Genomic DNA, 13,306 nt, shown 5'->3' with positions numbered 1-13,306 from the left:
CCGCCTCCCTATGCCGCTTTCGGCTGTTTTTCATAGAGGAAATGCAGGATCTGCTGGCGCAGATGGTGATAGCGGCCGTCGTCCGCCAACTGCACGCGGTTACGCGGGCGCGGCAGATTGACATCGAGGATCTCCCCGACCGTCGCCGCCGGGCCGTTGGTCATCATCAGTACCCTGTCGGAAAGCAGCACCGCTTCGTCAACATCGTGGGTAATCATCACGATAGTGGTATTCAGCGACTGCTGGATCTGCATTACCGCGTCCTGTAAATGCGCCCGGGTCAGGGCATCGAGTGCGCCAAAGGGTTCATCCAGCAGCAGCACTTTCGGCTTCATTGCCAGCGCCCGGGCGATACCGACGCGCTGCTTCATCCCGCCGGAAATTTCCCCCGGACGCTTATGCAAAGCGTGCCCCATCTGCACGCGCTCAAGGTTGTGCTCAATCCACTCTTTGCGTTCGGCTTTGCTCATGCTGCGACGAAAGACCTGATCCACCGCCAGCGCCACGTTGTCAAAGCAGGTCAGCCACGGCAGCAGGGAGTGGTTCTGGAACACCACCGCGCGCTCCGGCCCCGGCCCGGCGATTTCACGGTTGTCGCACAGCAGGCCGCCTTCCGTCGGCAGGGTTATCCCCGCAATCAGGTTCAGCAAGGTTGATTTGCCGCAGCCGGAATGGCCAATCAGGCTAATGGTTTCCCCTTCATAGATATCGAAAGAGACGTTCTGCAATGCGAGAAATTCGCCGCTGGCGGTGTTGAAGCGCTGGCTGACGCCCTGGACCTGAATTAATGGTTTCATTTGCGACTCCTTATTTTTCCTGCCAGCTAAAACGACGGGCGAGCAGCATCAGCCCCTGTTCCAGCAGTAGCCCAACCACGCCGATAATGACGATGGCGATAATGATGTTTTCCACGTTGAGGTTGTTCCATTCGTTCCAGATCCAGAAACCAATCCCTAAGCCGCCGGTGAGCATTTCAGCGGCGACAATCACCAGCCAGGCGATGCCGATAGAGAGACGCACCCCGGTCAGCACGGCGGGCAATACCGCCGGAAAGAGGATCTTGCGCATCACCGTCCATTCGGAAAGCTGCAGCACGCGTGCCACATTGAGGTAATCCTGCGGAATGCGCCGTACGCCCTCGGCGGTGTTAATCACCATCGGCCAGATAGAGCAGATAAAAATGGTCCAGCTGGAAGCGGGTTCCGCTTTCTGGAACAGCAACAGGCCTATGGGCAACCAGGCCAGCGGACTAACCGGGCGCAACAGGGCAATCAGCGGGTTAAACATCCGGGCGAAGAATACTGAGCGGCCAATCAGGAAGCCCAACGGAATACCCGCCAGCGCGGCGAGGCCAAACCCTATAGCCACGCGCTGCAACGATGCCAGCACGTTCCAGCCGATCCCCATATCATTCGGTCCGTCCTGATAAAACGGGTCAGCAAAGATCGTCAGCGCAGAATCCAGGGTACTGAGCGGGGTCGGGAAACCTTTGCTGTTCATCGCCGCCAGCTGCCAGCCCAGCAGTAATAACCCCAGCCCGAGCAGCGGCGGCAGCAGGCGCTGGGTCGTATCACGCAGCCAGCGCCTGACGGGAGGCGTGGTTTTGCGCACCTGCACCGGCGGCAAAGTAATCACTTCGCCGGGCGTTTTCTCTGCGTTGTCCTGCGGTTGCGTTTTATATGCGTGTTTCATCTCATGCCCCCTTACGTTGAATCGCGAAACTGCGGGCGTAGCCTTCCGGGTCAACCCCATTCCAGACCTTGCCGTCCAGCAATGTGCTACTGCGCAGCAGTTGCGTTGGCGTGCTGATACCGCCCACCGCCTGCGCGGCCTCTTTCCAGACGTCAATACGGTTAATACGCTGGGCCACCGCCTGATAATCCGGCGCCGATTTCAGTAATCCCCAGCGGCGGAATTGGGTCAAAAACCACATCCCGTCCGAGAGCCACGGGAAGCTCACTTCGCCCTGCGCGTAGAAACGCATCGGGTGCGCATCCTGCCAGTGGCGACCGATACCGTTGTCGTACTCACCGAGCATGCGTCCGGTGAGGTACTGCTCTTTGGTGTTCAGCCAGGCGCGCCTGGCGAGGATCCGCGCCGTTTCACGGGTGTTATCCGCCGAGGCTTCAATCCAGCGCTGAGCCTCCATCACCGCCGCCACCAGCGCGCGCGCGGTGTTGGGATTGCGCTCAACCCATTCGCTGCGGGTACCGAGAATTTTTTCCGGATGTTCCGGCCAGATATCCTGAGAGGTGGCGGCGGTAAAGCCGATGCGATCGTTAATGGCGCGCGCGTTCCACGGCTCGCCGACGCAGAAACCGCTCATATTGCCGATGCGCATGTTCATCACCATTTGCGGTGGCGGCACGACAACCGTGCGGATATCTTCGAATGGGTTAATTCCGCCGCTTGCCAGCCAGTAGTAGAGCCACATCGCGTGGGTACCGGTAGGGAAGGTGTGGGCGAAGGTGTAGCTGCCCGGCGCGCTCTGGCCGATCATTTTTTTCAGCCCGCTAAGGTCGGTGACGCCCTTCTCTTGTAGCTCGCTGGAAAGGGTAATGGCCTGACCATTGCGGTTAAGGGTCATCAGATTGGCCATCGCCTGCGGTTTACTGGCGATGCCCAGTTCGAGGCCGTAGAGCATGCCGTACAGAATGTGCGCAGCATCCAGCTCTCCGGCGACCAGCTTGTCACGCACCGCCGCCCAACTGGCCTCTTTGCTCGGCACGAGGGTAATGCCGTGCTTTTTATCAAACCCCTTCAGGGAGGCAATGGCTAAGGGCGCGCAGTCGGTCAGTGGAATAAAACCCACCCGCACGGTGGTCTGTTCCGGCTTATCCGAACCTGCCGCCCACGCCGCCTGCATCATGCCGGGCAGCAGCATTGCGCCGCCCAGCGCGGCCCCTGCCTGTAATAAACGCCGCCGTGAAATCGAAAACTTATCGCCCATAACCGCTCCAGAAACACGCAAAAAAAAAGCGCCCGGCAGTGCTTACGCACTGCAGGACGCCTTTATCCATGGACACACGCACCGCCATTGGCCCGTTGCCCAAAACTTTTATTCACTCATTTTATCTAATGCAAAGCCGATGCCAGAATTGCACATGCCCATTTTCCGTACTTTTCACGGCCAATGCTGGCGATTTCACGGTAAAAATGCACCGTCGTCTGGCAGCAAATGCCCACTGATTGTGCATCTACTCCTTTGGAGTTACCTGCCATAACGACTTCACCGTCAGCAGCGCGCGGGCTATCTCTACCATACGCTGATTCTTATCCATCGCCATTTTGCGTAGCGCCTGCCAGGCCTGCTCTTCCTGCATTCCCTGGTGAGCCATCAGCACGCTTTTGGCTTTTTCAATCAGTTTGCGCTCTTCCAGCGCATCCTTTAACGATGCCAGTTGTCCGGAGAGCTGTTGCAGCTCATGGGCCTGCTGGCGAACCAGCGGCAACAGCTGTTTATCCAGCTTATGGGTGACGCTGTCGCTGACATCCGCCTCCTGCCAGTCAGTTGGTGGGGCTTGTTCTTCTTCCAGCAGAGCATCGGTCGCGTTAAGCAAGTCAACAATCAGCAACTCTTCCACTCCGCGCAGCTGCTCCAGGCGCTGAGTCTGGGCGCAAAACCAGCGCAATGCCGTTTCGCCATCATCCGCAGGAGGTTGGCGAGTGCAGGCAATACGCCGCAGCTGTTCGATTTCCAGGCTGGCCTGACACTGTTCAGCAAACAGGGTCGTTTGCGGGGGATGAGCCAAGGCCTGGAAGCTGTCAAAGCAAGGCTGCTGACCGTCAATACGGTCCACCAGCTGCTGGCGCAGCTCACCGCTAAACTGCCCGCGAGCAAAGCCCAACGCCCCCAGCGCACGCTCCTGCCCGGCCAGCTCTTTCCCTTGCATAAAGCTGTAGAGCGCCACCATGCGCCCGGCGATTTGCGGATCGTCGATGCTGTCATTGAGCTGCGGGACAATATTCAACAGATGGCGGATGATAAGGCTAAATTGCCCCGTCGCCTCCTCGGCGGCAATTTTCTGACCGCGCACGCGCTCGCGTAGGACCGTTAGCTGCGTCAAGTACCAGACCGCGCTGGCGATACGCCAGCACAGCGCGCTGCTGGCTGAGCTGCGGGCTGGGTCAAGCGCCGCATAGAATAGCGTTAATTGCTCATCCACCAGCGCCGCACCCGCCCGGCACTCCGCGGCGTAAAGTCGGCCTCCCGAGCACAACCAGATGTTTGACGCACCTCGCTCACACTGAAGCATATGCACCAGAGCACTTATTTGACTTGCCAGTTCCCCCTGCTGCGCCAGCTGATGCAACTGCTGTCTCTGCAATCGACGCGCTCGTGCAAACCAGTCGCCCGCCTCGGGCGCATTGCCAGCCATATTATTCATACCCCTCTCCCGGGTTAACGCTTTATACTTCAACCAAGCAATAACCGTGCCTTATAGAAGGAGTCCTTATGCAACGTGTTGTGATTATCGCTAACGGTGCCGCCTACGGCAGTGAATCTCTTTTCAATAGCCTGCGTCTGGCTATCGCTCTGCGCGAGCAGCAATCTGACCTCGAACTCAAGCTGTTTTTAATGTCCGATGCGGTCACTGCCGGTCTGCGCGGCCAGAAACCGACAGAAGGCTACAACATTCAGCAGATGCTGGAGATCCTCACCGCGCAAAACGTGCCGGTGAAGCTGTGTAAGACCTGCGCCGATGGCCGAGGAATCAGCACGTTACCGCTGATTGACGGCGTGGAGATTGGTACGCTTGTTGAACTGGCGCAGTGGACGCTGGCGGCGGATAAAGTCCTGACCTTCTGAATAATCTCTTTTAAACGGGATTAAATATCAGGCTGGCGGCGTTTATTGATGGAAAAACAATGCCAGCTGAATGCTTTCAGGAACAACGTCATTTTTGTTTAATCTTTACTCCTTTTGTTGATCAAAATCAGCATCTGCATCCCTCCCCTTTGGTGTTATGCATAGACCAAAGTGTGAACCATATCACGCGTGGAAATGGGCAGGCAGGACGCTGTAGACAGAAACGGGGTTGAGATTAAATGGCAATGGTAAAAGCAAGTTTAACGTTGTTTGGTGGTGATACGTTGGTGGTGCGTTGTTCCGAACGCTGCCACATTCACCTGATGAGCGCCAAAGTTCCTGGCGATAGTCATGCGGATATTCTGAGTGTGCAGGACAGAGATAGCGCGTATCTGACCGTACCTTACAATGGTACCTGGAACGTTCTCATCGATAGCCACAGCCAGTCGCTGGAGCACTCAATCAGCTACGTTCCCGCCTGATAGCAAACGCCCGGTTTTCCCCCGGGCGCTTCATTCTTAAGCCAGCCCAGGCTGGCTATTATCCCCAAGCAGATTACGCACCTTGCTGACCAGGTCATCAAGGCAGTCATCGTGCATGCCGAGCTTGCACAGCTCCTGCTCAAGAGAGAACAGATACTGGGCATTGGTGCCAAGCGGCCCGCTGGCGCGTGCTATCAGCGGCGCAATCACCTGGGCGCTAGTGTCCGCTTCATAGAGCGGGTGGCGCGGGTCCATAATGAAGACTAATGCGTTGACCGTGCGGCCGTCATCCAGCTCCAGCTTGCACCAGGTCGGCAGATAGCAGCCGGTGATCATCTCCCGCTTCCATAGAAGCGTCAGCTCTTCATCCAGGGTTTCATCGGGCAGGCGGTAGGCCACGCCAGTGGTGCGCCCGCCCTCTTTCAGCGCCAGCATGCGGCCCGGCTGGTTTGCGCTACCGCGCCCGGCGGTGAGCCGCAGGCAAAACGCGCGGTGCCAGCCCGGCAGCGTGCCGGTACAGGATTCACGGTATTCAAGCGCCGGGTTCCACATCAGGGAACCATAGCCAAAGATCCATACCGAGCCATCGTCCGGACGGCAGGCCAGGGTCGCCGCCAAAGAGGCTGCCCGTTGCTCTGCCGACCAGAGAAGCGATTCCTCAATAGCGCCAAACGCTGTTTTACAATCCGCATTCAGTAAGAAATCACGAGTTAACACTTTCTACTACCTCCACCACTGCCCGCTTCCCGGCGATTATCTGATGCCATCCATGAAATATTGCCGAATTATTATCCAGCTTTATTTGACAATAAGCAATGAACGCCCGCTGGGCAAGGGCTCAGGCAGCAGATGTCACAGTAAAAGCGATTATTTCTTCTTATGCCACTTATCGTCATCGCCTTTTTCATAATCATTTTTTACCGCCGCCCAGGCGACCTTATGCGCCGTTTCTTCACGGCTGGCGTCATCTCGTCGGTCTTCTTTGTGTTTGTACTGATCCCACGCGCTGTTAAACGCTTCTTTATAGATCTCCTGGGCATGTGCGGGCAGGACGTGCTGAACGCTCTCGGGTAATTCACTTTTGCTGCGATAAGGCATGATGACCTCCAGATTGCGTATGAATATTAAGTCTGGAAGGTGATTTTCTGGTTGGCAAGGCGATAGATAAATGAGAAAGATATTTTAGTAATTATCTGAATAATAAATACAAAACAATAGTAACCGCAGTTTATGGCAATCTATCAGTTTTATAAGGCAAGAGTGGTAAATTTAAGTAAAAAAACAAATTACTTTCATCAATGTCTGTTATTTTATTAACTTACGGTATCTATAATTATAACACCTGCACACCTGGAGATGGTTCATGACCGAAACACATGAGGCGGTAAAAACCCGCCACAAGGAGACCACCCTCGCCTTTCCGGTTCTGGCGCTGGCGGTGCTGTTTTTTTTGGGAAGCAGCCAGTCACTGCCAGTGGTCATTGCAATAAATATTCTGGCGTTGGTCGGGATCCTGAGCAGCGCATTTAGCGTAGTACGCCACGCCGATGTTCTGGCGCATCGCCTCGGCGAACCCTATGGCTCGTTAATTTTGAGCCTCTCGGTGGTTATTCTTGAAGTTAGCCTGATTTCTGCATTAATGGCCACCGGCGACGCCGCGCCAACGCTGATGCGCGACACGCTTTATTCGATCATTATGATCGTCACCGGCGGTCTGGTGGGCTTTTCACTACTTCTTGGTGGGCGTAAATTTGCCACCCAATATATGAATCTGTTCGGCATTAAACAGTACTTAATCGCCCTGTTCCCACTGGCGATTATCGTGCTGGTTTTCCCGATGGCGCTACCGGGGGCCAACTTCACCACCGGACAGGCTTTGCTGGTGGCGCTGATATCTGCTGGAATGTATGGTGTATTTCTGCTGATTCAGACCAAAACCCACCAGAGCCTGTTTATTTACGAGCACGAAGATGACAGCGACGACGACGACCCGCATCATGGCAAACCGTCAGCGCATAGCAGCAAGTGGCATACCGCCTGGCTGCTGGTCCACCTGGTTGCGGTTATCGCCGTCACCAAGATGAACGCCAATCCACTGGAGACTTTGCTGACCAGCATGAACGCGCCGGTGGCCTTTACCGGCTTCCTGGTCGCCCTGCTGATCCTCTCACCGGAAGGCCTCGGTGCGCTAAAAGCGGTACTGAACAACCAGGTTCAGCGGGCGATGAACCTGTTCTTCGGTTCGGTGCTGGCAACGATTTCCCTGACGGTACCGGTGGTAACGCTAATCGCTATCCTCACCGGCAACGAACTACTCTTTGGCCTTGGCGCGCCGGAGATGGTGGTGATGGTCGCCTCGTTGGTGCTATGCCATATTTCCTTCTCTACCGGGCGCACCAATGTACTCAACGGCGCGGCGCACCTGGCGCTATTTGCCGCCTACCTGATGACTATTTTTGCCTGACTTTTCCCCGGCAGCGTAAGCTTGCCGGGATCATTAAAAAAGCCTGCCGGTTTTGCAACGGGCAGGCTTTTGTCATATCAGGGGCGGCAATTACTTGCTGGTATCCAGCTCATCAAAGCCTTTGACCAGATCGTCGATGGCTTTCATTTGCTTGAGGAACGGTTCCAGTTTATCCAGCGGCAGCGCGGACGGACCGTCGCATTTCGCGTGTTCAGGATCCGGGTGTGCTTCGATGAACAGACCGGCGATACCCACCGCCATACCTGCACGCGCCAGTTCAGCAACCTGTGCACGACGACCGCCTGAGGCCGCGCCAAACGGGTCGCGACACTGTAGCGCGTGGGTCACATCAAAGATAACCGGTGAGTTGTTGGATGATTTTTTCATCACCCCAAAGCCCAGCATATCGACAACCAGGTTGTCGTAGCCGAAGTTAGCACCGCGATCGCACAGAATAATCTGGTCGTTACCGCCTTCGATAAATTTATCGACGATGTTACCCATCTGGCCCGGGCTCACGAACTGCGGTTTCTTAACGTTAATGACCGCACCGGTTTTCGCCATCGCTTCGACCAGGTCAGTCTGGCGCGCCAGGAACGCTGGCAACTGGATAACGTCAACCACATCAGCAACCGGCTGCGCCTGGCTGGCTTCGTGGACATCGGTGATGATTTTCACACCAAAAGTCTGTTTCAGCTCCTGGAAAATCTTCATCCCTTCTTCCAGACCCGGCCCACGATAGGAGTGGATGGAAGAACGGTTAGCTTTATCAAAAGAGGCTTTGAATACGTATGGGATACCCAGCTTCTGCGTGACGGTCACGTAGTGCTCGCAGATGCGCATCGCGAGATCGCGGGATTCCAGCACGTTCATCCCACCAAACAGAACGAATGGCAGGTCGTTTGCTACGTTGATATCACCAATGCTAACCACTTTTTGTTTCATAAGTTCGCCTTATCAGGGTGTAACCGGAATGGTTTCAGACTAATGCAATGTAATTTGTTTATGCGAAATGGTGTTGATCTGCGCACGGATCATTTCGCTGATCGGGTCTTCCGGGCACTGCTCCACGAAGTAGTTGAGATCCTGCAATGCCACATGATCGCACTCAAGCTGGGCGTAAATCAGTCCACGATCGCGAATTTCATACGGGTCTTCTGGATTGAACTGCAAGAGCGCCTCGCTGGTACCTAACGCCAGTTCCATCTGCCGCTCTTCCATCAGGGCTGATTTCAGAGTATCAAGCAGTTTGTGGATCACTTCTGCGTTATCAGCCTCATCAAGATCCTCATTAAACAATTCGGCAAGCGGACTAATATTGCCCTTCAGCCAGACCTCCAGAGTGTGCTCGTTCAGGGTTTCGCCATTGAACGGGTTGATAAGCCACATCTCTTCACTCTCTTCGGGATCGGCGCGAAGCAGCATCTGCGTTGGGAAAATCACCGGTACAACCGGCAGAGACAGACGCTGAGCAATCCACAACAGGACAGCACCTAACGACACCGCACTGCCCTGTCGGTTGTTCAGAACCTTATCAATCCACAGGGCATCGGACAGGCGGTAGACGCCATGGGATGCGCTGAATCCCCAGTCCTTGTAAAAAAGTTCCAGCAAACGCTCGATCTGGCGTTCCTGATCCCAGGAAGAAGCAATCTCCTCCTGCGCCAGACCTAGCAACCGCTCCAGTTCATCCTGCACATAGTGCGTCGGAAAATCGTCGCGGATTAATTCAGAAATGAGGACCATGCCATCACATAATGGCGCTTTATTAAATTCGAAATCAGCTAACGACCTCATGCCTTACCCCAGTAACGGTATTCTTGTGATGGCGAGTTGAATAATGATAAACAACACCACCAGGGCCAGCAGAAAGGCAACAAACCGGCTCTGCTGACTGCGCGGGCGACGACGGCCCAGCGCGATAAATCCCAATGCGATATAAATGATAACGCCAAACAGCTTTTCAGTCAGCCATGTACCGTCCTCGGTGAACGGCAGATAGTGCGTTATTGCCATTAACCCGGCACCGCTGAGAAACAGCAGCGTATCGCTACAGTGCGGCACAATGCGCACCCAGCGCTGATCGAGCAGGCGGTTACCGCTCCAGCTCCACCAGTAACGTAAAACGAACAGACTGACTGAGACCACCACGCAGGCAATATGCAGATACAGCACCGCGCTAAACAGATTCATGCGTCCCTCCCGGTATCAGCCCCAACGTTAGACGTTCGTTATCTCCGTAATCGCGGCAGGTGGAAACATTGTGGTACCCGGCCTCGCGAAATAACTCGCGCACCGCTTTACCCTGCGTCCAGCCATGTTCCAGCAACATAACGCCGCCGGGGACGAGGAAACGACGGCCTTCACGAATAATATGCGCCAAATCGGCAAGCCCACTGTCGGCAGCAACCAGCGCCGTTTTTGGCTCAAAGCGCACATCGCCCTGTTCAAGATGCGGGTCGGTTTCGTCGATATAGGGGGGATTACTGACTATCATGTCGAATTGCTGCCCGGCGAGCGCACTGAACCAGTTGCTTTGCCGCACGGTGACGTTATCGATAGCGAGATGAGCGACGTTGCGCTCGGCCAGCGCAACCGCATCAGGCATAAAGTCGACGGCTGTCAGCAGGCAGTCCGGGCGTTCGCTGGCTAACGCCAGTGCGATAGCGCCGGTGCCGGTACCGAGATCAAGGATCCGGCACGGTGCCCCAGGCAATCGCTCCAGAGCCTGCTCAACCAGACATTCGGTGTCCGGGCGCGGAATAAGCGTCGCCGGGGAGACAAACAACGGCAGCGACCAGAACTCGCGCTGACCGACCAGGTGAGCCACCGGCTCACCCTGCGTGCGACGGCTGAGCAGCGTTTCCAGCTCGGATGACTGTTGCTCTGTCAACGTCGTTTCGTCAAACGCGAGAATAAAAGTCCGCGCTTTGCCGGTCACGTGACCGAGCAAGATTTCGGCATCCCGGCGCGGGCTTTCGCTTTGACTCAGGCGGGTTATGGCCTGGGTCAACCACTGCTGAAAAGTCATCATTCCTGCTCGGAAAGCGCTGCCAGCTGATCGGCCTGATATTCCTGGACGATCGGCTCAATCAACATATCCAGCTTACCTTCCATCGCCTCATCCAGACGGTAAAGCGTCAGGTTAATGCGGTGATCGGTAACACGCCCCTGCGGATAGTTATAGGTGCGGTTACGATCGCTGCGATCGCCGCTTCCCAACAGGTTACGGCGCTCGGAGGCTTCCGCCTGCTGGCGTTTAGCCACTTCCGCAGCGCGAATACGCGCGCCCAGCACCGACAGCGCTTTGGCTTTGTTTTTGTGCTGGGAACGTTCGTCCTGGCACTCAACGACGATACCAGTCGGCAAGTGGGTAATACGGATAGCCGAATCGGTGGTGTTAACGTGCTGACCACCCGCCCCGGAAGAGCGGAAGGTATCAATACGCAGATCGCCCGCGTTAATTTCCGGCATTTCGGCTTCCGGCAGCTCCGGCATCACCGCCACGGTACAGGCAGAAGTATGGATACGGCCCTGAGACTCGGTTGCCGGTACGCGTTGAACGCGATGGCCGCCAGATTCGAACTTCAGGCGACCATAGACGCCATCGCCGCTGATCTTAGCAATCACTTCTTTAAAACCACCATGTTCGCCTTCGTTAGCGCTCATGATTTCCACACGCCAGCGGCGGGCTTCGGCATAACGAGTGTACATACGGAACAGATCGCCGGCAAACAACGCAGCTTCATCACCGCCGGTACCGGCGCGCACTTCGACAAAAGCGTTACGTTCGTCATCCGGATCTTTTGGCAGCAGCAGAACCTGCAGCTGCTGTTCCATCTGCTCGCCTTTTTCTTTCGCTTCACGCAGCTCTTCCTGCGCCATTTCGCGCATTTCCGGGTCGTCGAGCATCATCTGCGCAGTTTCAATATCATCCTGCAACTGACGCCAGTCGGTATAGCAACGAGCCACGTCGCTCAGCTGTGCGTACTCTCGCGATAATGCGCGAAATTTATCTTGATCGGCGATAGTCGCAGCGTCGCCGAGCAGCGCCTGAACTTCCTCGTGGCGCTCGTAAAGAGCTTCCAGTTTGGCAACAATAGAAGGCTTCATAGGCGTGAAATCACCCTGTTCTAAAAAAGAGAGAAAGGTGCGCTATTCCAGCCCGAGGCTGTTGCGCAGAATATGCAGGCGTTCATCATCCCCGTCACGGGCAGCCTGCTGAAGAGATTTGGTTGGCGAGTGGATCAGGCGGTTAGTCAACTTACGCGCCAGGTCCTGCATGATTTCCTGCGCATCGCCGCCCTGGCTCAGCGCAGCAAGCGCCTTCGCCGTCAGCTCGTCGCGGACCAGCTCAGCCTGAGAACGATATTCGCGGATAGTCTCGCTGGCGCTCTGGGCACGCAGCCAGGCCATAAATTCGCTGGTTTCCTGCTCGACAATGGTTTCAGCCTGCACCGCCGCGGCTTTTCGCTGCGCCAGATTATGCTGAATGATGTTTTGTAGATCGTCCACACTATAGAGATAGGCGTTCGCCAGCTTGCCAACTTCGGGTTCAACATCACGCGGTACCGCGATATCTACCAGCAGCATCGGCTGATTGCGGCGCGCCTTCAGCGCGCGCTCCACCATCCCTTTGCCGATAATGGGCAGCGGGCTGGCGGTAGAGCTAATAATAATGTCGGCTTCTTTCAAACGTTCGTCGATATCACTCAGGGAGATGACCTCTGCGCCGACTTCATCGGCCAGCGCCTGAGCACGCTCGCGGGTACGGTTGGCAATCACCATCTTGCGCACCTTGTGCTCACGCAAATGGCGGGCCACCAGTTCGATGGTTTCCCCGGCGCCGACCAGCAGCACCGTGACGCTTGACAGTGATTCAAAGATTTGACGCGCCAGAGTACAGGCAGCAAACGCGACCGAGACCGCGCTGGCACCAATATCGGTTTCGGTACGCACGCGTTTGGCCACCGAGAACGACTTCTGGAACATGCGCTCCAGTTCGCTGACGTTCAGATGCCCGCGGCTGGAATCGGCAAAGGCTTTTTTCACCTGACCGAGGATCTGTGGTTCGCCAAGCACCAGCGAGTCCAGCCCGCTGGCAACGCGCATCAAATGGCTGACCGCATCGTTATCCTGGTGCCAATAGAGGCTTTTACGCAGTTCGTCTTCATTCAGGCCGTGATAGTCACACAGCCAGCGGATCAGGACTTCCTGGAGGTTATCCTGCTCCTCAACGCTGAGGTAAAGTTCCGTACGGTTGCAGGTCGACAGCACCACCCCGCCCTGCACCATTGGCTGAGCCAGCAAGCTCTCCAGCGCCTGGTCGAGCGTATCCGGCGAAAACGTTACGCGTTCTCGCAGCGCTACCGGGGCTGTTTTGTGATTAATGCCAAGAGCTAAAAGGGTCATTGTGAGGGAGTAGTACCAGCGTTGCTAAGGTTAGTCTGGGGGCATCATACAGGATGCGCGTAATCAATAAAAGAGAGCCTCCCCTTTTGGAGTAATAGCTAATCAGTAATAGCCATTAACGGTAATTTTTTGATTTCA

At 55.8% G+C, this 13,306-nt stretch carries 15 protein-coding genes; 3 read left to right on the top strand and 12 right to left on the bottom strand.

The genetic code is table 11. The features are described 5' to 3' along the window. Positions 1-8: 8 nt before the first annotated feature. The 4 genes from QVF11_RS11835 to nasR form a co-directional block, all read right to left on the bottom strand. On the bottom strand, positions 9-797 hold the full coding sequence (locus tag QVF11_RS11835) for an ABC transporter ATP-binding protein (protein WP_112213380.1): 789 nt from the start codon (positions 795-797) through the stop codon (positions 9-11). A 10-nt stretch (positions 798-807) separates the two neighbouring features. Beyond that, complete coding sequence (gene ntrB / locus QVF11_RS11830) at positions 808-1,692, bottom strand: nitrate ABC transporter permease (protein ID WP_112213379.1); 885 nt, start codon at positions 1,690-1,692, stop codon at positions 808-810. Between the two features lies 1 nt (position 1,693). Next, the gene (locus QVF11_RS11825) at positions 1,694-2,950 is read right to left on the bottom strand and encodes a CmpA/NrtA family ABC transporter substrate-binding protein (RefSeq protein WP_142514059.1); all 1,257 of its coding nucleotides are present in this window, start codon (positions 2,948-2,950) and stop codon (positions 1,694-1,696) included. 247 nt (positions 2,951-3,197) lie between these two features. After that, complete coding sequence (nasR, locus tag QVF11_RS11820) at positions 3,198-4,388, bottom strand: nitrate regulatory protein NasR (protein ID WP_287857053.1); 1,191 nt, start codon at positions 4,386-4,388, stop codon at positions 3,198-3,200. Positions 4,389-4,456: 68 nt separating this feature from the next. Between nasR and QVF11_RS11815 the strand changes: the two genes are divergently transcribed. Continuing rightward, positions 4,457-4,810, top strand: a complete 354-nt coding sequence (locus QVF11_RS11815; RefSeq protein ID WP_112213377.1) for a DsrE/DsrF/TusD sulfur relay family protein — start codon at positions 4,457-4,459, stop codon at positions 4,808-4,810. Between the two features lie 239 nt (positions 4,811-5,049). After that, the gene (locus tag QVF11_RS11810; protein WP_110274189.1) at positions 5,050-5,292 is read left to right on the top strand and encodes a DUF1883 domain-containing protein; all 243 of its coding nucleotides are present in this window, start codon (positions 5,050-5,052) and stop codon (positions 5,290-5,292) included. Between the two features lie 36 nt (positions 5,293-5,328). On the opposite strand, the gene QVF11_RS11805 is transcribed toward QVF11_RS11810, so the two are convergent. Both QVF11_RS11805 and chaB read right to left on the bottom strand, forming a co-directional pair. Next, the gene (locus QVF11_RS11805) at positions 5,329-6,009 is read right to left on the bottom strand and encodes a gamma-glutamylcyclotransferase (RefSeq protein ID WP_112213376.1); all 681 of its coding nucleotides are present in this window, start codon (positions 6,007-6,009) and stop codon (positions 5,329-5,331) included. 150 nt (positions 6,010-6,159) lie between these two features. After that, on the bottom strand, positions 6,160-6,390 hold the full coding sequence (chaB, locus tag QVF11_RS11800; RefSeq protein ID WP_112213375.1) for a putative cation transport regulator ChaB: 231 nt from the start codon (positions 6,388-6,390) through the stop codon (positions 6,160-6,162). A gap of 265 nt (positions 6,391-6,655) precedes the next feature. Between chaB and chaA the strand changes: the two genes are divergently transcribed. After that, complete coding sequence (gene chaA, locus QVF11_RS11795) at positions 6,656-7,756, top strand: sodium-potassium/proton antiporter ChaA (RefSeq protein WP_142514060.1); 1,101 nt, start codon at positions 6,656-6,658, stop codon at positions 7,754-7,756. A gap of 90 nt (positions 7,757-7,846) precedes the next feature. On the opposite strand, the gene kdsA is transcribed toward chaA, so the two are convergent. From kdsA to hemA, 6 genes are read right to left on the bottom strand one after another with little or no spacing between them, the layout of a single operon-like run. Beyond that, on the bottom strand, positions 7,847-8,701 hold the full coding sequence (gene kdsA, locus QVF11_RS11790) for a 3-deoxy-8-phosphooctulonate synthase (RefSeq protein ID WP_110274193.1): 855 nt from the start codon (positions 8,699-8,701) through the stop codon (positions 7,847-7,849). A gap of 39 nt (positions 8,702-8,740) precedes the next feature. After that, positions 8,741-9,553, bottom strand: a complete 813-nt coding sequence (gene sirB1 / locus QVF11_RS11785; protein WP_112213372.1) for an invasion regulator SirB1 — start codon at positions 9,551-9,553, stop codon at positions 8,741-8,743. 3 nt (positions 9,554-9,556) lie between these two features. Then, entirely contained in the window at positions 9,557-9,949 is a 393-nt protein-coding gene (sirB2, locus tag QVF11_RS11780; RefSeq protein WP_112213371.1) for an invasion regulator SirB2, read from the bottom strand. Beyond that, entirely contained in the window at positions 9,936-10,787 is an 852-nt protein-coding gene (gene prmC, locus QVF11_RS11775; RefSeq protein WP_287857090.1) for a peptide chain release factor N(5)-glutamine methyltransferase, read from the bottom strand. The genes sirB2 and prmC overlap by 14 nt, the downstream gene beginning before the upstream one ends. Then, positions 10,787-11,869, bottom strand: a complete 1,083-nt coding sequence (gene prfA, locus QVF11_RS11770; RefSeq protein WP_112213369.1) for a peptide chain release factor 1 — start codon at positions 11,867-11,869, stop codon at positions 10,787-10,789. Before prfA ends, prmC begins: the two co-directional genes overlap by 1 nt. A 42-nt stretch (positions 11,870-11,911) precedes the next feature. Continuing rightward, positions 11,912-13,168: a glutamyl-tRNA reductase gene (hemA, locus tag QVF11_RS11765; RefSeq protein ID WP_112213368.1), complete on the bottom strand. Its 1,257-nt coding sequence runs from the start codon at positions 13,166-13,168 to the stop codon at positions 11,912-11,914. Positions 13,169-13,306: the final 138 nt, after the last annotated feature.

Origin of the sequence: Klebsiella sp. (genome assembly GCF_027492335.1) — a bacterium.
In the GTDB taxonomy this organism is placed as follows: Bacteria; Pseudomonadota; Gammaproteobacteria; order Enterobacterales; family Enterobacteriaceae; genus Klebsiella; species Klebsiella huaxiensis.
This window is presented reverse-complemented; position numbering and strand designations above follow the sequence as displayed.